14 protein-coding genes are annotated in these 19,199 nt (G+C 68.3%); 10 read left to right on the forward strand and 4 right to left on the reverse strand.

The window, feature by feature from the left end; genetic code table 11:
* Window positions 1-12: 12 nt before the first annotated feature.
* Window positions 13-780, reverse strand: a complete 768-nt coding sequence (locus tag BUE42_RS05180; protein ID WP_073463358.1) for an SDR family oxidoreductase — start codon at window positions 778-780, stop codon at window positions 13-15.
* 209 nt (window positions 781-989) lie between these two features.
* Between BUE42_RS05180 and BUE42_RS05185 the strand changes: the two genes are divergently transcribed.
* The gene (locus BUE42_RS05185; RefSeq protein ID WP_159445367.1) at window positions 990-1,691 is read left to right on the forward strand and encodes a LuxR C-terminal-related transcriptional regulator; all 702 of its coding nucleotides are present in this window, start codon (window positions 990-992) and stop codon (window positions 1,689-1,691) included.
* A gap of 15 nt (window positions 1,692-1,706) precedes the next feature.
* Here BUE42_RS05185 and BUE42_RS34060 read toward each other — a convergent pair whose 3' ends face one another.
* Complete coding sequence (locus BUE42_RS34060) at window positions 1,707-1,841, reverse strand: hypothetical protein (RefSeq protein ID WP_255376821.1); 135 nt, start codon at window positions 1,839-1,841, stop codon at window positions 1,707-1,709.
* On the opposite strand from BUE42_RS34060, the gene BUE42_RS05190 reads away from it, so the two are divergent.
* From BUE42_RS05190 to BUE42_RS05200, 3 genes are read left to right on the forward strand one after another with little or no spacing between them, the layout of a single operon-like run.
* Window positions 1,836-3,968 carry a TonB-dependent receptor gene (locus tag BUE42_RS05190; protein ID WP_073463362.1) on the forward strand — a complete coding sequence of 711 codons (2,133 nt, stop codon included), beginning with the start codon at window positions 1,836-1,838 and terminating at the stop codon, window positions 3,966-3,968. The two genes, BUE42_RS34060 and BUE42_RS05190, sit on opposite strands and share 6 nt — an antisense overlap.
* A 7-nt stretch (window positions 3,969-3,975) precedes the next feature.
* Window positions 3,976-6,795 carry an ATP-binding protein gene (locus tag BUE42_RS05195; RefSeq protein ID WP_073463364.1) on the forward strand — a complete coding sequence of 940 codons (2,820 nt, stop codon included), beginning with the start codon at window positions 3,976-3,978 and terminating at the stop codon, window positions 6,793-6,795.
* Entirely contained in the window at window positions 6,792-9,284 is a 2,493-nt protein-coding gene (locus BUE42_RS05200; protein ID WP_143171303.1) for an ATP-binding protein, read from the forward strand. Before BUE42_RS05195 ends, BUE42_RS05200 begins: the two co-directional genes overlap by 4 nt.
* Here BUE42_RS05200 and BUE42_RS05205 read toward each other — a convergent pair.
* Both BUE42_RS05205 and BUE42_RS05210 read right to left on the reverse strand, forming a co-directional pair.
* Window positions 9,281-10,597 carry an MFS transporter gene (locus tag BUE42_RS05205; protein ID WP_143171304.1) on the reverse strand — a complete coding sequence of 439 codons (1,317 nt, stop codon included), beginning with the start codon at window positions 10,595-10,597 and terminating at the stop codon, window positions 9,281-9,283. The two genes, BUE42_RS05200 and BUE42_RS05205, sit on opposite strands and share 4 nt — an antisense overlap.
* Before the next feature lie 86 nt (window positions 10,598-10,683).
* On the reverse strand, window positions 10,684-12,162 hold the full coding sequence (locus tag BUE42_RS05210; RefSeq protein WP_083613884.1) for an ATP-binding protein: 1,479 nt from the start codon (window positions 12,160-12,162) through the stop codon (window positions 10,684-10,686).
* A gap of 628 nt (window positions 12,163-12,790) precedes the next feature.
* Between BUE42_RS05210 and BUE42_RS05215 the strand changes: the two genes are divergently transcribed.
* The 6 genes from BUE42_RS05215 to BUE42_RS05240 all read left to right on the forward strand — a co-directional run bounded on the left by BUE42_RS05215 (window position 12,791) and on the right by BUE42_RS05240 (window position 18,838).
* Complete coding sequence (locus BUE42_RS05215; protein ID WP_073463433.1) at window positions 12,791-13,588, forward strand: alpha/beta fold hydrolase; 798 nt, start codon at window positions 12,791-12,793, stop codon at window positions 13,586-13,588.
* A gap of 61 nt (window positions 13,589-13,649) precedes the next feature.
* Window positions 13,650-14,915: an MFS transporter gene (locus tag BUE42_RS05220; RefSeq protein ID WP_235002103.1), complete on the forward strand. Its 1,266-nt coding sequence runs from the start codon at window positions 13,650-13,652 to the stop codon at window positions 14,913-14,915.
* 111 nt (window positions 14,916-15,026) lie between these two features.
* On the forward strand, window positions 15,027-16,313 hold the full coding sequence (locus BUE42_RS05225) for a hypothetical protein (RefSeq protein WP_235002104.1): 1,287 nt from the start codon (window positions 15,027-15,029) through the stop codon (window positions 16,311-16,313).
* Window positions 16,310-17,074, forward strand: coding sequence for an Ig-like domain-containing protein (locus tag BUE42_RS05230; RefSeq protein WP_073463370.1), 765 nt, complete (start codon window positions 16,310-16,312; stop codon window positions 17,072-17,074). Before BUE42_RS05225 ends, BUE42_RS05230 begins: the two co-directional genes overlap by 4 nt.
* A 78-nt stretch (window positions 17,075-17,152) precedes the next feature.
* Window positions 17,153-17,944: an SDR family NAD(P)-dependent oxidoreductase gene (locus BUE42_RS05235; RefSeq protein ID WP_073463371.1), complete on the forward strand. Its 792-nt coding sequence runs from the start codon at window positions 17,153-17,155 to the stop codon at window positions 17,942-17,944.
* Between the two features lie 279 nt (window positions 17,945-18,223).
* Window positions 18,224-18,838 carry a carboxypeptidase-like regulatory domain-containing protein gene (locus tag BUE42_RS05240; RefSeq protein ID WP_073463372.1) on the forward strand — a complete coding sequence of 205 codons (615 nt, stop codon included), beginning with the start codon at window positions 18,224-18,226 and terminating at the stop codon, window positions 18,836-18,838.
* Window positions 18,839-19,199 lie beyond the last annotated feature (361 nt).

A 19,199-nucleotide genomic window follows, 5' to 3' on the forward strand; every position in this document is an offset into this window, starting at 1 on the left:
CGGTTGGGGAATTCAGGTGCGCGTGATGGACAGGCCGCCATCGACCAGCGATGCGGTGCCCGACACGAAGGACGAGTCGTCCGACGCGAGGTAGAGGGCCGAGCGGGCCAGTTCTTCCGGCGTGGCCACGCGCTTGAGTGCGTGCAGCCCGGTGATGAAGGCCTGCGACTCGGACGTGTCGTTCATGTCGCGGTACATGTGGGTATCGACGGCGCCGGGTAGCAGCGCGTTCACGCGCACGCCCTGCGGGCCGAACTCGGCCGCCAGCGCTTGCGTGAGCCCGATGAGGCCCGACTTGCTGGCCGCGTAGGCCGCCACGCCCGGGAACGCCGCGCTGTAGCCGACGAAGGTGGACGTGAAGATGACCGAGCCACCACCGTTCTTCAGCATCTGGGCGATCTGGTGCTTGGCACCGAGGAAGGCGCCGGTGAGGTTGACGGCCAGCGCGTCGGCAAAGCCGCGCGCCGACACGCCGGTGGACGCGCCCGCCTCGCCCAGCGTGCCGGCGTTGTTGAAGGCCACGTCCAGTCGACCGAAGCGCTGCACGGCCAGCGCCACCAGCGCCTGGGCATAGGCTTCGTCGCGCACGTCGCCGGCAAGCGACAGCGCCGTGCCGCCGCGGGCGTCGATCTCGCAGGCCAGGTCCTTCAGCTCGGCGTCGCGGCGCGCCCCCACGACGACCTTCGCACCCTCCGCGGCGAACAGCAATGCGGTGGCGTGGCCGATGCCGGAACTGGCGCCGGTGATGAGAGCGACCTTGCTCTTGAGACGTTGACTCATGTGGAACTCCCGACCTGTGTTTGACGGCCTGAAGGTTGGACGATGGCGGCGTGAAGCGCGAGTGAATCGGCGCGATTCGTCGTCAAGGGCCGTGTGAAGGGCGGCGTGAAGCGCCGTGCTCGCAACGCTTCACGTCGCTTCACTGGTCATGGCGCCCCGGCATGCAGAACATGGTCGTGCCGGGCCCGAGCCCAACCCAGGAGAAGACCATGCCGATGCACACCGCCACCCGCGTCCGGGTGACCCACTCCGAACCGCTCGTCAACCGCGGGATCGTGGCCACGCTGGACGCGGACAGCCGTTTCCAGGTGGACGAGCAACGAACGGCCACCGTCGGCCCGGCCGGTGGCGACGCGGCGCTTGTGCATGTGCTCGTCACCGACCTGCCCCTGGGCATTGCCGCGGCGCTGCACCGCGGCCCGGCGGCGCCGGCCGTGCTGGTGCTCTCCCATCTGGACGGCGAACTGAGCGTCCGCGGCGCACTCGAGCGCGGGGTGAAGGGCTACCTGACGCACGACTGCCTGCCCGAGCAGTTGGTGGACGCCGTGATGGCCCTGGCCCGCGGGCAACGCTACCTTCAGGGCAGCGTGGTACAGCGCCTGGCCGACACGGTGGCGCAAGATTTGCCGACGCCCCGCGAGATCGAGGTGCTGCGCCTGATGGCCACCGGCCTGTGCAACAAGGCCATCGCCGCCGAACTGAACATCGGCTGCGGCACCGTGAAGACGCACGTCAAGGCGCTGCTCGACAAGCTGGACGCTCGCACGCGCACGGCGGCAGCGGACATCGCCAAGCGCCGCGGCCTGCTGGACCCGGTGGCCGACGGCTTCGCGCCAGACCACCGCCTGCTTCGCCGTCGCACCGGTCCGACGGGCCGCCACTTCCAGGCAGACCGACTCGCGCTCGCCTGAGCGCTTCGCGAAGATTCACGCGGATTCACGCGCGCCCGGCTCGACGCCGTTGATGATTCCACCGCGCGCATTCCCGTCGCGCGGTGGAAGGTTCGCATGTTCGTTGTTGGGGGAGTCGAGGCCGAAGGCCGTCAAGCCGGTGCGATGCATCGCGCCGCCCGCGTGCTGCTGCCGGTCGCCGTGGCGTTGGGTTCGCAGGCCGTCCAGGCGCAGGCGGAGAACGTACTGCCGCCCGTCCTCATCACCGCCGAGCGCATGCCGGGCACCGCGGACAAGGTCCCCGTGTCGGTGGCCGTCATCTCGCAGGAAGACATCGAGAAGAAGGGGCTCTTCCAGCTCAACGACCTGGTCGGCATCGTCGCCGGCATGGCCGTGCCCAACGGCTACAGCAACATGCCGCAGACCGTCGGCCTGCGCGGCGTGGGCGTGTCCCAACCCGCCATGGCGCAGGCGGTGGGCATCTATGTGGACGACGTGCCGCTGCTGCGCGGCTATGCGACGGCGTTGTGGGACTTGCCCGACGTCGTGCGCTACGAAGTACTGCGCGGCCCGCAGGGCACGTTGTACGGACAGAACTCGACGGCCGGCGCGGTCAAGTTGGTGTCTGCCGACCCCGATGAGATCGCGGGCTCCTGGATCGGTGTGGGCGTCGGCAACCTGGGCCAGCGCGAGGCGCGCGGGCTGTTCGCCGGCAAACTGACGCCGGACCTCAGCGCCTCCCTGGCCATCTCGCGTCGCAGCAACGATGGCTTCGCCTACAACGCCACTCGGCACGAGGACATCAACAAGCTCGACGCCACGCAGTTCCGCGCCAAGGCCAAGGTGCTCATGGGACCGTCGGCCCACATCGTCTTCGCGGTGGACCACCTGCTGGACCGCTCGGACACGAACACGATCAACTTCCCGCTCAACCACCCTGGTGCGGCGCCGCGCGTGTCGTTCAACGCGTCGGACGCCGGCGCGTTCAAGCGCAAGGCGGGCGGTGCTTCGGCGACGGTCGAGTGGGACGTGGCGGCCGGGACCAAGCTGCGGTCCATCACGTCCTATCGAGGCTACACCGACGACCCCACGGTGGCCGACTGGAGCGGCCTCGAAGTGGAACGCTACGAGATCTCGCAGCAGGTGCGCCAGCGCACCTTCTCGCAGGAGTTGCAGGTGACCTGGCGTGGTGACGGCCTGGACTTGGTAGCAGGCGCGATGCTGGTGCGAGATCGCTTCCACTTCAACCGCTACGTCATGTCCTTCCCGGTGGCCGCCACGGCACCGGGCTACACGCAGGCTCTCACCGACCAGCAGACCCAGGATGTAGGCCTTTACGCCCAGGCCCACCCGCGCCTGAGCGAGCGGCTCTCGGCCACCCTCGGCCTGCGCGGATATCACGCCCGGCAGGATGCCGCGAATGCCTTCTGGCGCACGAACGCGCAGTTCGTGCCCACGCAACAGGTCTACGACGCACCCGACCTGCACACCAGCGAGGGCGGATTGCTGCCCCGCGTCGGGCTCGACTTCAACGCCACGCCGACAACGCTGGCATACGCGAGCGTGGCCCGCGGCGAAAAGTTCGCTGGCTTCAACCGCGCGGCGGAGTCGCTGATCTCGGCGGGCGTGGCAGCGCATCCCGAGAAGGTCACGACCTACGAAGCAGGTGTGAAACTGCGCTCCGCACCGCGCCGGCTGAACTTCAGCGCCGCAGCGTTCTACAACGACTACCAGGACTACCTGGCCTCGCTGGGCGGCACCACCGTCAACGGTTCGCTGGTGGCGGACTCCGTCTTCCTGAACGCCGCCAAGGCCCGTACCTATGGGCTGGACCTGGAGGCCGAACAGGGCTTGACCTCGTCCATCAGCGCCACCGGCTCGCTGGAGTGGCTGCGCTCCAGCTTCAAGAGCTTCCTCAATCCCAGCGGGTCCGCCGCCAGCGACTTCAGCGGTCACGAGCTGCCCTATGCCCCTCGCTGGAGCGCCGCGCTGGGACTGAAGGGCCGCACCAGCTCGGCAGGCGGGTTGCTGAGCGCCGATGCGTGGCTGCAACTGATCGCGCCGCAGTTCATCGATGCAGCCAATACCGCGGCCCTGCGCGCGCCGCGCCAGACGTACGTCAATTTCGCACTGGCCTATGCCCCGGACAGCGGACCCTGGCAGGTGTCGCTGCGCGTTCGCAATGCCACGGGCCGCGCCTACGCACTGGCTCGCAACCGCATCCCGCCATTGGGCATCGACGCGGCGTACTACAACGCCCCGCGGACCGTGATGGCGAACCTCAGGTATGAGCTCTAGCGGGGTCGTGGAGGCCCGACCCGGCGCCGCACCGGCGGCCATCGCGTTTGGCCCCTTCCGTTACGACCCGACGCTGCGCGAGATCAGCGACGACCGCGGCCCGGTGCGCGTGGGCAGCCGGGCGCTGCAGCTCCTGGCCGTGCTGCTGGAACAACCCGGGCGGCTGTACAGCCGCGATGAACTGGTCGCCCGCGTCTGGCCCCACACGGTGGTGGAAGAGACGAGCCTGCGGGTGCACATCTCGGCGCTGCGCAAGGTGTTGGGCGACGGCGTGGACGGCTCGCGCTATATCGCCAACGTGCCCGGCCGCGGCTATGCGTTCGTCGGGGAGACGAGGTCCTCGCCAGATCACGTCGGCGGTCAGCGAGCCGTGCCGCCGTCCGGCACCGAATGGGCGACCACCGTCTCGCCCGCTGCACAGCCCCTGCCGCCGAGGTTGACCCGCCCGATCGGCCGTGAGCAGACCATCGTGCAGATCGCCGAGCTGCTGGCCCGCGAGCGGTTGGTGTCCGTCGTGGGCGCCGGCGGCATGGGCAAGACGACCGTGGCCCTGGCGGTTGCGGAAGGACTGAGCCGGCGCTTTGCCGATGGCGCCTGCCTCGTCGAGTTGTCGCACCTGTCGGACCCGGCCCTGGTGGCTGCCGAATTGGGCCAGGCGCAGGGACTGATCGTGTCCCCGGGAGACTCGCTCGCCGTGCTGGAAGCTTCGCTGCGCGGCAAGCAGATGCTGTTCGTGCTGGACAACTGCGAGCACGTGATCGACGCTGCAGCCACGCTCGTCAACCGGCTGATGCGCACATGCCCCGGCGTGCACTTCCTGGCCACCAGCCGAGAGCCGCTCGAGATCGAAGCCGAGTGGGTGTTCAAGCTGCCGCCGCTGGCACTGCCTGCGGCCGACGAGCCGCTGGACCTGCAGGACCTGCTCGCCTACCCGGCCATCCAGCTCTTCGTGGAACGCGCCCAGGCCAACTGCGATTCGTTCGAGCTGACCGACATGCATGCCGCCGCAGTCCGCCAACTGTGCGGCTTCCTGGACGGCATCCCGCTGGCCATCGAGCTGGCTGCGGCGCGTGTGGACAGCCTGGGCGTGCAGGGGCTGCTGCGCCGCCTGGAGAACGCGTTCGAGTTGCTCACGCGCGGCCGGCGCACCGCGCTGTCCCGCCACCGCACGCTGCAGGCGGTGATGGACTGGAGCTATGACCTGCTCAGCGACAGCGAGCGTCTGGTGCTGCAGCGGCTCTCGGTGTTCCGGGGCGCCTTCGACCTGGACGGCGCGGTGGCGATCGCCGCCAGCGCCGAATTGAGCCGACAGCGCATCATCGAGGACGTGCTCAGCCTGAGCGCGAAGTCCCTCATCATGCACGATTCGGCGGACGACGCCCGGCTGCTGCACCGCCTGCTCTTCATCACGCGGCTGTACGCCGAGAAGCGACTGGCCGCCAGTGACGACGCACCGGCGGTCCATCGGCGGCATGCCACGTTCATCGTCGAAGGCTTGCAGCGCGCGCGGGAGGCCGGTGCCAGCATGTCGCAATACCACTGGTCGCCGGCACTGGGCTCGTCCATCGCCGACGTGCGGGCGGCGATCGAATGGGCGCTGATCGAAGAGCGCGACCTGGGCCTGGGCATCCAGCTGACCGCTTTCGCCAAGCGCACCTACTGCGATGTCGGCATGGTGGAGGAATACCTGCGCTACATCGAGATTGCCTTGACCAAGCTCCCCCGGGCGGGAGTCGACCGGGAGGCCCTGGAGCTGCCGCTGCGTGTCGCCGCGGCCTTCATGATGGGTTACGTGCCAGAGGGCAGCTGGCACTACCCGGCCGTTTTCTCACGCGTCCGCCAGCTGCTGGGCACTCTGGGATCGGATGACGAGAGGATCGAGGCGCTCTTCGGCATGAGCACGACATCCTATGGCCAGGGTGACTACCGGCTGTCGCTCGCCTGTTGCCAGGAAATCCGCCAGCTCGCCACCGGCCGGTTCGAGCCGCTGTCCATCGCCATCTCCGACCGCATCTCGGCGCTGTGCCTGCATTCACTGGGAGACCACGACGCTGCCGAGCCGTTGGCCTGGCGGGTCATCGCTTTCAACGGCGCGCGCGTGGGCCGGCAGTTCCTCAGCGAGGTGCCCTTCGGTGTCTCGATGCGGGTCCAGTTGGCGCGCATCCAGTGGTTGCGAGGAGACTTCGGCCCCGCATGGGGAACGCTGGCAGAGGCGCTTGACGGCAGCGCCAACGCACATGTCTTCGCACGCTGCCAGGTGCTGGGCATGGCCGCCGTGCCCATGGCGATCTGGCGGGGCGATGCGGCGTTGGCAGACCAGTGGATCCAGGAGTTGCGCGGCCTGTCGGAGCGCAAGGGCCTGGCTTACTGGCTGGCCTATGCCCAGGCATTCAGCCGCGCATTGGCGGGTGACGCGATCCTGCCCGGCAGCGCGGTCGATGCGGCCATGGCCGGCTGCCCGCCGCTGGGCGACATGGTGGCAACGATCCGGGCATCGCGCCCTCCGGCGGCGACGCAGGCACGCGTCGACCAGGGCGCGGTGGGCTGGTGTGCGCCCGAGGTGATGCGCCTGGTGGCGCTCGACGAACACCGCGACGCGCCGGGCTCTGCCGCCGCGCGGTTGCAACAGGCGCTGCAGCTGGCCGGGAAACAGCGCGCGAAATTCTGGATGCTGCGGATCGCGTTGAGCATGGCCGCCATGGCCACGGACAACGGCGCCGTGCCCGGCGCCCTGGCGGCGCTGCGTTCTCTGCTCTCTTCCATCGACGATGGCAGTGCCGTCCCGGAGTTGGTGGCGGCGCGCACGCTGCTAAAAAGCGTCACATGAACAGGCACTTCCACGAACCGGATCCACACGGCGATGCCGCGCCGGCCACGGGGGCTCGGCCGCACGCGCCGGCCCACGTCTCGCTGCCCGATCTGCCTCGACATTTCGTCGGGCGCGATGAAGTGGCCGGCACGCTGGCGAAGACGCTGACCGAGCGGCGGTTGGTGTCCGTGGTGGGACCGGGCGGGCTTGGCAAGACGACGCTCGCCGTGGCGGTGGCACGGCGGCTGTCAGCGACGCTGGCCGGCGGCATCTGCTTCCTGGACCTGGCGCGGCTCAGCGCTGGCGAGGTGCTGGAAGCCGAGCTGGGCCTGGCGCTGGGCATGGAGGGTTCGCACGGCGTGTCGCGCGAAGACCTCCGGCAACGGCTGGCCGGCCGGCAAATGCTGCTGGTGCTGGACAGCTGCGAGACGGTCATCGACGCCGTCGCCAGCCTGGCGGAAGACTTGGCGGCCTCGGTGCCCGGGATCCTGATCCTGGTGACGAGCCGCGAGCCGCTGCGTGCCAAGGGCGAGTGGGTGCACCGGCTCGCGCCGTTGGCATCGCCGCCCGGTGCGGCGGCGCTGCCGCTGTGGCTCGCGATGACCTATCCCGCGGTGCAGCTGTTCTTCCACGTGGCGCAGTCGCGCGACGCCGCATTCGCGCCGACGTCCGACAACATCGAGCACGCCACAGCCCTCTGCGGGCGGCTCGACGGCAGCCCGCTCGGCATCACGCTGGTGGCCTCGCACGCCTGCCGGCTGGGCATGGCCAACATCGCCGCGCAGCTCGGGCCCGAACTGCTGAGCCTCAGCGCCGACGACCAAGCCGACCGGCACAGTTCGCTGGAGGCCGTGCTCGACTGGAGCTACCGCCTGCTGCAGGGCGATGAACAGCGCGCCTTCCGTGCGCTGGCGTGCCTGCGCGGCAGCTTCGAACTGGACACCGCCGTCGCCGTTGCCGGTGGGCCACGGGCCGAGGCACTGGACACCGTGCTGGACCTTGCCGACAAGTCCCTGCTGGTGACGCTGCAGGTGGGGGACAACCTGCTGTACCGCATGCCCGACATGACACGAGCCTACGCGAGCGGACAACTGGAGCGCGCCGCCACGCCGGAGTACCGGAGCGCGCGCACGCGGCATGCGCACGCGCTGATGCAATTGCTCGAGGTGGCCGAGCAGCAGTGGAACTCGATGGGCAAGGTCGAGTGGCGCCGCGCGCACGGCGTGTGGATCGAGGACGTGCGTCATGCGCTGGGTTGGGCATTCTCGGATGCGGGCGACTCGCTGCTCGGCACCGAGCTGACGGTGGCCGTGCTCCAGCTGGCCGAACAGACCGGCCTCTTCGCCGGCTTCGACGACTTCGCCCGGCGCGCCTTGAGCGAAGTGAACCGGCTCGACCCGCCGCGGCCCGAACTGGCCGTGCGCATGCACACCTTTCCGGCCTTCGGCCAACTGCGGGTCATCACGGACGAACCGCACCACATTGCCACGCTGGCCAAGGCCTTGAAGATCAGCGCATTCCCCGGCTCGGCGGCCGCGCAGCTGGGGGCGCTGGTGGCGTTGTGGGCCAACAGCTTCCAGCATGGCAACTACCGGGAATCGCTGACCCGCACGCGCGACATCCAGCAGCTGGATCACGCCGACTGGGTGATCGACCTGACCGCCCGGCGCACACGGTCGCAGTCGCTGCACTTCCTCGGCGATCACGCCGCCGCGCGGACACTCGCCGCAGGCGTGCTGGCACAGGCCGACCGGCGGATCCCGTTGATCTACACCCCGTCGCCGGTCAGCGTGGAAGTGTCGATGCGCATCGTGCTGGCCCGCATCCATTGGATCGAAGGTCGTCCCGACCAGGCCTGGCGAATGGTCGAGGAGTGCCTGTCGTTTGCAGAGCAGGATGCGCCGCCGTCCATCTGCCAGGGCCTGGCCCTCGCCGCCATTCCCATCGCGTTGTGGTGCGGTCGCCCGCGGGCCTGCGCCGGCTGGGCCGCGCGCCTGGTGCAACAGGCCGACCGGTACGAGTTTCCGTACTACCAGGCCTGGGGACGCCTGATCGAGGTGGTGCTGGATGCCGGCGGCGCCTCGCGTCCGGCCCATGCCGAAGCGCTGAAGACATTGCCGAACGGCCAGCAGACCAAGTACCGCGACCATCTCGGCACCTTCGAGCAGGCGAGCCTGTGCGCCGACACTTTCGTGCGTGCGCAGACCGGCGCCGTGGGATGGTGTGCACCGGAGATCATCCGCCTGCGCGCGGAGCACACGGCCGCGGCCGACGGGCCGGACGCTCAAGCCATTGCCACCGGATTGCTGGAACATGCGCTGGCCCTGGCACGCGCCCAGGGTGCGCTGGGGTGGGAGCTGCGCGTCGCCATCAGCACGGCGCAGCTGGCCCGGCGTTGGGGCCGTGCCACGGGAGGCCTTGCGATGCTGCAGTCGGTCTACGCCAAGTTCAACGAAGGCTTCGCGACGCGCGACCTGCGACTGGCTCGCGAGCTGATGGGCGGCTAAGTCACCGCCTGCCGCTGCCGGCCGCGCGGCGAGAGGTAGGTGAGGCCCAACGCCGCCACGATGGTGCACGCGACGACGGCAAACATCGCCTCGGCGCCCTGGTCGTGCAACAGCGGCACCAGCAGCAGCGGCGCCACCGCAGCGCCGATGCGGTTCAGCGCCCACGCGCTCGCCAGGCGCCGGCTCCGGCCTTCGGTCGGAAAGAGTTCAGCGGCGTACAGGTTCAGCGTCGACAGGTAGATGGACGTCGCCATGCCGAACACGGTGGCCGCGGTCAGCACCTGCCACGAGACATCGGACGAGACGAACGTCGCCCCCGACAGCGCCAGCACCACCGAACAGGCGGCCAGGCCGTGTCGCCGGTCGATGCGGTCCAGGCTCATGGAGCTGACGAAGTTGCCCGCCATGGGGCCGACCATGGACAGGCTCACCACCATCAGCGCATCGTTCAGCGCGAAGCCGCGCTGCGTCAGAATCGCGCCCGACAGGATGGGAAACGAGGACGTGGCCCACGGGCTCAGCGCGAACAGCGCATACACGAGGTGCTTGGGGCGTTCCTGCTGCAAGCCGGCCACGGCTGCCATCGCGCGCCGCGTCGTGCCCTGCCACGGCAGCACTCGGGCGCGCTCGAATCGACCCAGCGCCTGCACGGCTGCGGCGATGCGGCCACGCACGGCGAGAAAACGCGGCGACTCCGGCAGCAGCGCGGCGGCGCCGGCGGTCAGCACGCACAGCAAGGCCAGCACGCCGAAGGTCAGCCGCCAGGATTCCCCGCCGTGCCAGGTGGAGGTGGCCATGGCCCGCAGGAACATCAGCGTGCAGAAGGGGCCCACGGTCGACAGCCCGATGCACCAGAACGTCATCACACCGCGCTGCTTGGGCGGCAGCACGTCGGCCAGCAGCGAAACGACGAGCGGCGGCAGCACACCGAGAGCCAGGCCGGACAAGCCGCGGCAGACGGTCAGCTGCAGGATGTCGTGCGTGAAGCCGGCCGCCAGCGACGTGGCGGCGATCCAGAGCAGCACACCGATCAGCACGCCCCGGCGCCCGATGCGGTCGGCCAGCCTGCCGAACAGCGGTGCACCCATGACGGCGCCCACGTAGACGGAGGACAGCAGGGCCGACAGCTCACCGGACGACGCCTTGTTCGCGCCGCTGGAGAAGATGGCCGACAAGGCACCGCTCAGCGACATCTCGCTGATGGTCACCGTCATGGCGAGCGTGCACACCAGCACCAGCCAGCCGTGCAACCACGTCAGCGGCAAGCGATCCAGTCTGGAGCCGATGTCGGGCGTGTCATGAACAGCAGCCAAGGTATTCTTTCCTGTCGTGTGAAGCGCCGGACCTTAAGCCATTGCCGCCGCGGCCGGATCGTGCCTCGCCGCGGATTCACGACGATTCACATCGCGGCCGCAGCCATCGCCGACGGGCGGCCGGCGAGACGCTGCAATTCAAGCGCATGTCGCGCCCGAACGCCCCCGTCGTCCGGCAGCTCTGCCAATCGCTCCACCGCGTACAGGCGCGTCGTGTTCAGCAACCGGTAGCAGGTACCGTCGTCCAGCTCGCAGCCCTGCGGGCAGGGCTGCAGCAGTGACTTGTCCACCAGCCGCAGCACGGCATCCTCGATGCTGGCCGTATCTGGCGACCGCTCTACCACGGCCACCGCGCTGGTCAGCGAGAACGGTGCGTCGAAGACCGCGAGACTGCGCAGCACGCGTCGCTCCAGGTCGTCGAGCAAGCCATAGCTCCAGTCGATGGCGGCCCGCAACGATTGGTGTCGCAACTGGGCACCGCGGCGCCCGCGGGTCAGCAGCAGCAGCCAGTCGTCGGGTCGTGCGAGCAGCCCTTTCAGGCCCACGGCGGGCATCCGCCACGCGGCGAGTTCCAAGGCGAGCGGCACGCCGTCGAGCTGGCGGCACAGCTCGCGCAGGTCCGGCACGTCGGTGTCGTCGAACACCACGTTGTCGGACGCCGCCCTTGCGCGCTCGACGAACAGGGCGACTGCGGGCGACTGCAGCGCTTCGGCCAGCGTCCTCACCGTGCCTGGCGCAGCGGCCAGCGGCTCCAGCCGCAGCACGTGCTCGCCCGCCACGTTCAGCGGCTCGCGGCTGGTGCAGATGAGCCGCAGCCGCGGCGCTTGGGCCGCGATGGCTTCGGCCAGCGCAGCCGCTTCCTCCAGCACGTGCTCGCAGTTGTCCAGTACGAGCAGCAAGTCCGTATCGCGCAGGGTCGGAATGAGCCGGGGCAGGTCTGCGCCGGGCCAGCCCAGCGCGCCGGACACGTGTGCGACGACACCGCCCCCGCGGACCTGGGAGAGGTCGACCCAGCGGGCACCGCGGGAGAAGCCCGGTGCGTTGAGTGCCAACGCACGCTGGGCCGTGCTGGTCTTGCCCATGCCAGCGGGGCCGACGATGCTCACCACCGGGCAGCGCTGCAGCATCGTGGCCAACGTGGCCAGCGTTGATTCGCGCCCCGCCAACGGCGGCAGCATGGACCGCTCGACCTCGGCCGGCGACGCAGCTGAGCCACGGCGCTGGCGGCTGACCTGCCCGACAAAGCTGTAGCCGCGGCCCGGCACGTTCGCGATGTAGCGACGCCCGGTGGCGCTGTCATCCAGCGCCTTCCGCAGCGCGGCAACGTGCACGCGCAGGCTGGATTCCTCGACGAAGGTGCTCGGCCAGACGCGCGAAACCAGGTGGTCGCGGCTCAGCACTTCGCCGGCCTGCTCCACGAGCGCGATGAGCAGATCCAGCGCCCGACTGCCGAGCACCACGTCCTCATTACCTCGCGACAACGAGCGACGGCCCACATCCAGCGTGAAGCCGTCGAAAACGTAGACCTGACTTTCCGAAGTCATAACCATGGAAGCGCGTGACATCAAGGCCGCAAGACAACAGACCGAATCGTACCTGCCGCGCGCGGGGATCGCTTCCGAGCACGGGATGTTGCTCCGACCAGTTGTCAAAGCGACAACGACAACGCCGCGGCGGCTCGCTGGAGCACAAGCGGGAGGCCTGCGCTGTAGACGGCTCGCACCAAGAAAAAGTGCCGTGACTGCCCGAGGCACTCAGGCTCACGGCATTCAGGCTGGACGCGGCGTCACGCACGGCTCGACTCCAGCAGGCAGGTGGCGCCCAGGCGCAGCTCGCCGAACCTCGGGAGGCCGTGGATGAATCGTGACAGCTCCAAACGCCAGGACATCGCGCACTCCGCCGTGAATCGCTTGACGAATGTGGGACCGGTTCGCGCGGTCGACACCCTCCGAATGGAAGAGGCCGGCGCTGCCATGTGGGAGGCGCGCGTTGTGTTGCATGTGCCTAGCCTTCGGGAATACCACCGACCAGGACTCAGGCCATGTGCTTCGACGCCACCCACTGCCCCCGGTTGCGCACAGGCCTGTCGGCCGTGCTCGACGTCGCCCGGCTCGACCGTTTCATCGCCTCGGCCTGACTTTGAAGTTTCCTCCAACGCCGCCGCTCGTCGGCACCTTCATGAAAGAACGTTCCATGCTGAATCTCATCAAGCTCTCCATCGCCGCTGGTGCCATGGCCCTCGCGGTCGCTCCCACGCCGGCCGCCACTCTCAAGCCGACCATCGTGCTGGTTCATGGTGCCTTCGCCGGCTCGTCGAGCTGGAACGGCGTCGTTGCCGAATTGACCAAACTGGGCTACCCCGTCATCGCTGCCGCGAACCCGCTGCGAGGCGTGGCCAGCGATGGCGCCTATGTTGCCTCGCTGACCCGCTCCGTCGCCGGCCCGGTCATCCTGGTCGGCCACTCCTACGGCGGCGCCGTCATCTCCGCTGCGGCCAACGGCCTGCCCCATGTGAAGGCGCTCGTGTTCGTTGCCGCGTTTGCACCGGACCGGGGCGAAAGCGCCCTCGACCTGACGGGCAAGTTCCCCGGCTCTACGCTGCCGCCTGCGCTGGCTGCACCGGTCAAGCTCGAGGGTGGCGGAGAGGACCTCTACGTCCAGCAGGACAAGTTCCCGCACCAGTTCGCGGCCGACGTGCCGCTGGCCCAGGCCCAGGCCATGGCCGCCACACAGCGCCCGATCAAGGCGGCCGCGCTGTCGGAGGCTGCTCCCTCCCCGGCGTGGAAGGCCATCCCGAGCTGGTCCATCTACGGCACGGGCGACCTGAACATCCCGCCGCAGGCGATGGGCTTCATGGCCGAACGGGCGCAGGCCAGGAAGACCGTCGTGGTGAAAGGCGGCTCGCATGCGTTGATGGTGTCCCACCCGCGCGAAGTCGCCGCGCTGATCGTCGACGCCGCACGTTCGGTCGACGGCGACACCGCTCGCTGATGGCCTCGTCAACCGTCGGGACGCGCATGCGTCCTGGCCCACCCCTTTTCGAGGAGGTCGCATGAACAACTCACAGACGCCGAACGCGAGCATTCCCGCCAGGGATGGCAAGCGTTCCTCGATGGCCATCTACGCGCTGACGATTGGCGCGTTCGGGATCGGCACCACTGAATTCGTCATCATGGGCCTGCTGCTGCAGCTCGCCGCAGACCTGCAGGTCACCGTGCCCACCGCCGGCCTGCTGATTTCCGGCTACGCCCTGGGCGTATTCATTGGCGCACCGCTGCTGACCGCATCGCTGAGCAAAGTGCCGCGCAAGACGGCGTTGCTGGCGCTGATGGTCATCTTCACGCTGGGTAATCTGGCGTGCGCGTTGGCGCCCAACTACGCGGTCCTGATGGTCGCGCGGGTCGTCACGTCGCTGGCGCACGGCACATACTTTGGCGTGGGCGCCGTGGTCGCCACGAGCGTGGTGTCGCCGGACCGCAAGGCCGCGGCGTTGTCCACGATGTTCACCGGGTTGACGGTTGCGACCTTGCTGGGCGTGCCCGCGGGTTCCTGGCTGGGCCTGCATTTCGGATGGCGATCGACGTTCTGGGCGGTGTGCGTGATCGGCATCGCTGCGATGACGGTCATCGCGCTGTTCGTTTCGGCGCGCGAAGCCGGGTGCGGCAGCGGCGTCTCGTTGAAGGAGGAGCTCAAGGTGCTGGGACGGGTGCACGTGCTGCTGGGCCTCGCCGCCACGGTCTTCGGCTTCGCCGGCGTGTTCGCCGTCTTCACGTACATCCAGCCGCTGCTGACCCAGGTGACGGGGTTTGCCGAAGCAGGCGTGTCGGTGATCCTGCTGATGTTCGGCGTCGGGATGATCCTCGGCAACGTCGTCGGCGGCCGCCTGACCGACCGCGCGCCGGTGCGCATGCTGCTGGGTTCGCTCGCGGCCTTGGCCATCGTGCTGGTGCTGATGGGCTTCGCCATGGGCAACCGCGTGGCCGCCGTCCTGTTCGTCGGGCTGCTGGGTGCAGGCGCGTTCGCCACGGTCGCCCCGCTGCAGCTTCGAGTGCTGAACCAGGCGCAGGGCGCCGGGCAAAGCATGGCCTCCAGCTTGAACATCGCTGCTTTCAACCTCGGCAACGCGCTGGGCGCATGGTTGGGTGGCGTGGTGATCGAACACGGCCCCGGCCTGGCCAGCCTACCGCGGGTGGCAGCCGTGCTGACGCTGGGTGGCCTGGCCGTGGCGGGCTTCAGCGTATGGCGCGAGCGCGCCGCAGAACAGGGTGGCGTCCGTTCCGGGAGCCTTCCTGGCGCGCCTTCCAGGGGTCGGCAGTAACCCGACGCTGGGCATGACCCGAAGGAGAGAGGTGCGCCTCGCCCGGTTGAGACTGGGCGCACCGTCGGATCTGCCGGAAAGTGCCTCCACACCCTTTGAGGAGCACCCTTCATGAATCCACAGCCCCATTCTCCGCAGCCCGGCGCGTCGACCAGGAAAGCCCGGGCCGTCCAGGCGCTGCGCCTGATGGTACTGGCGCTGGCCCTGCACGCGTCCCACGCCATTGGCGCGCCCGTGCAGTCCGCCGGCAAGATTGCGTTCGTCGATGCGAACACGGTGGTCGTCGCGGACTGGCGTGGCGGCCAGTTGCACGCCATCACGTTGCCACCCGTTGCACCCGGCGCTCCGGTGCCGTTCAACGTGAGGGACGTGTCCGGCGCCATCGCGCGCACGCTTCACACCCGTTCCGAGAGCCTGCGCTTCGAGGACATGGCGGTGCGACCGGGCAGCGAAGTCGCCTACATCTCGCTGTCGGTGGACGGCAAGACCGCGAGCGCGATGCCGGCCCCCGTGCTGGTGTCGGTGGACGCCGCCGGCAAGGTGCGCATCGTCAACCTGGACCGAGGCAGGCGCGAGTCGGTTGCCATCGGCAACCTGCCCGCCGCCGACAAGCGCCTGTGGCGCGACACGCCAGCGGCGAGCTTCACCGTGACCGACATGAAGTACCACGAGGGCAAGCTCTACGTCGCCGGGCTGTCCAACGCGAGCTTCGCGTCGACGCTGCGGGTCTTCGACTTCCCGTTCAAGGGCAGCGCTGCCATCAGCAGCGTGGAGATGTACCACCCGGTGCACAATCAGTTGGAAACTCGCGCACCCATACGCAAGATGGTGATCACCAGCCTCAACGGCGAGCCGACGCTGATCGCAGCGTTCACCTGTTCTCCGCTGGTGACGATCCCGTTGAAGGACCTGAAGGATGGCGCCCACATCGCCGCCAAGACGGTCGCCGAGTTCGGCTGGGGCAGCGCACCGGCCGGCATGGTGATGTTCGACGCCGGCCAAGGGCCGATGGTGCTGCTGACGCACTCGCACAAGTCCGCCGACCTGATGTCGGTCGCCGACATCGCCGAGGCATCGACGAAGCCCGGCTTGTCCACGCCGATCAAGTGGCCTGCCGAACCGACCTTGGGGCTGAAAGCCACCTACGTGCCGATGCGCGTGGCGCACCTCGACAACCAGGATGCCAACTTCTTCGCAGCGCTTCGCCGCAACGAGGCCAGCGGCGCGATGGAGCTGGTGTCGATGCGCAAAGGCTTGTTCCTGCGCCTGAGCGACTTCATCAACGAGTACGACTTCGCGGACTTCAACTACCCGGCGAACGACAACTGGCGCGACGTGCACCGCATGCTGCGTACCGACGAGGGTTATGCTGACCTGGCGCCGCCGCCCAAGCCATGATGCCGGCGCGCCATCTTGTCTCGATGGTGGCCCTGGTGGGCGTGTCCGTGGCCGGGGCTGCTTCGGTCGAGATTCATCCGGCGGGCCCGACGGTTCCTGAGAACCTGCTGAGGATCGAGCTGCGCTTCGAGCAACCTCAACGCCTGCCCTTCGACATCGCGCGCTTGAAACTGCTCGACGCCAACGGCCGGGAAGTCCAGCACGCGCTGCTCGACCTGACCTTGCCGAGCGCGGATGGTCGACGCATCACCGTGTTGATGGACCCCGGCCGTGTGAAGAGCGGGGTGGGGCCGAACCTGGACGCGGGGCGGGCATTGCAAGAGGGTTCGACTGTCAGTCTGCGCTTGGTGGGCATTGATGCCGCCCAGCCACCCGTGGTCAAGACGTGGCAGGTGACTGCCGCCGCTTCGCGTCCTCTGCGGCCCGAAGCCTGGAAGCTCGCCCTGCCGCGTCGCGACAGCCGTGACGCATTGGTGGTCGATATGCAGGTGCCCATCAGCTCGGTCGGCGAGGCGCTGATCGCGGTAGTGGATGGACACGGGCGCCGTGTGGACGGCACGACGTCCCTCGCCGAAGGCGATGCGACCTGGCGCTTCACACCGTCGCGCCCGTGGGCGGCGGGCACGCATCGGCTGGTCACGCACCCCGACCTGGAGGACCCCGCAGGCAACAGGCGCTGTGCAGCCTTCGAGACGTCCATCCAGCTCACCAGCCCCTGCGAGGGGACAAGCCTTGCTTTCACGCCGACGAGCGCCAGCTGAGGGGAACATCCTCCTCTTCCACCACCGGTCCCCCGGCCGGTGTCCATCACGCAAGTTCGCCCATCAAGGAGAAACAACATGGATCTGAAACTCAACGGCAAGCTGGCTCTGGTCAGCGGCAGCACGGCAGGCATCGGCTACGCCATCGCGCACACGCTGGCCCAGGAAGGCGCGCGCGTCGTCGTCAATGGGCGAACACAATCCACCGTTGATGAAACCGTCGCTCGCATGCGCTCGGAGACAGGCGGGTCGGTCGAAGGCTTTGCGGGAGATCTGAGCGGCGCCGAGGCGGCCCACGAAGTCGTTCGCCGCCATCCCGGCATCGAGATCCTGGTCAACAACCTCGGCATCTTCGAGCCCAAGGCCTTCGAGGACATTCCCGATGAAGACTGGATGCGGTTCTTCGACGTCAACGTCCTGAGTGGCATTCGGCTCGCACGCCTCGTGCTGCCAGACATGAAGCTCGCCAACTGGGGGCGCATCATTTTCATTTCCAGTGAAAGCGCGGTGCAGATTCCGGCCGAGATGATCCATTACGGCATGACCAAGACTGCACAAATTGCGGTTTCCCGCGGGTTGGCAGAGTCGGTATCCGGCACGGGCATCACGGTCAACAGCGTGCTGCCGGGGCCGACCAAGTCGCGCGGGGTTGGCGACTTCGTGCAGGATCTGGCGCGCGCTAGCGGCAAGAGCTTCGAAGAAGTCGAGGCCGAGTTCTTCGACAAGGTGCGGCCAACCTCCCTCATCAAGCGTTTCGAAACGCCGGAGGAGGTCGCGTCGCTCGTCGCCTACGTGGCAAGTCCTCTCGCCTCTGCAACTACGGGTGCCGCACTTCGTGTGGACGGCGGCGTGATCAAGAGCGCCTTCTGATTGCTGCCGATGCACGGCATTTGCGGCTGGGCCCGAACGCAGCCGATGCGTAGCGATGCGAACGCACTCCCGGGTTGCAATACGCCTCGCCGCTCCCTTTTCTCATTGATGCCGTGGAGGGGGTTCGAGTCCGGTCCCCGGATCGCGAACGCGCGGAGTCGCCTGTCGACAACGAAGCGCTGCTGCCGAGCGGCAACAGTCGGCCAGTTGCGGGTATTGGCGATAGACTGCTTTTGGGCACGCCAACGGCATGCCACCAATGGCGAGGGCCGCCGGAGCATGGCGCATTACTGGATTCTGATTCGCCGTAGCCTGTGCCTGCTCGGGGCCTGCCTCTTTGCCCTGATGGTGCTCAGATGGCTGATTGTCGTGCTCACCGCCACCGATCTGCACGGCGCGGTCATCGACTCGGTGACGGCACGGCCTGTTGCGCACGCGCTGGTCGTCGCCAGCCGTGCACGGACTTCGATATCCAGCGTCGACGTGGGGCGGGCCCAGATCGCCGAAGTTCGCACCGACGCGCATGGCCGCTTCGAGGTGGAACTGAGAAGTCGCAGTGCAAGCGTCCTTCTGGGCGACATCACGGTCGTCGTGATGGCTGCGGATCATCTGCCTGCGGTTGTCACTCCCGGCGCCCCGCCGCCATGGGTCGATCGCATGACAGGTAACGCGAGCGGGGACCTGATCGTGAAGCTGGCAACCTCCTCCGCGCCGATGCCCGCTGAAATCGTGGACGAGATGAAGGCTCACTTTGGCCATCTGTACGGACGAAGCCCGATTGCGTGCGCGTTGATCGAAGTGCCGCAATACACCAACTACATGGACAGCTTCGAGGTGCTCAGGCCGGATCGAAAGCTTGCTGATCGCAAGGAAGAAGAGGGATGCGATGACTAGTTAGAGACGCCAAGACGATAACTGCTGCGAGAACTCGACGCCGCTAAACAGGGCTGCCCGTATTTGCCGGCTTTGCCTTGTTCGTTGCCGTCATGCTCGCAGTGTCTCGTCTCGCCGGATTCCTTCCCAGGGAAGGAGCAGACTGGGTGAAGAGGTGTAGAGCAGTCGATCGGCGTGGGGAAATGGCGCGTGTCTTTTCCTCGACGCAAACCGCTGGCACGGCGGCAGAAAGCCACGCGGGTGCCGATGCCAGTACAGCTCGTTCACGGCCACAAGCAGACGCTCGCGACCGGCAGCTTTCGGGTGTCGCGTTAGGATGTTCAGCCATGAAGAGCTTCAACCCCCGTGACCGTGTCATCGT

Source organism: Rhizobacter sp. OV335, assembly GCF_900142965.1.
Lineage (GTDB): Bacteria > Pseudomonadota > Gammaproteobacteria > Burkholderiales > Burkholderiaceae_C > Rhizobacter.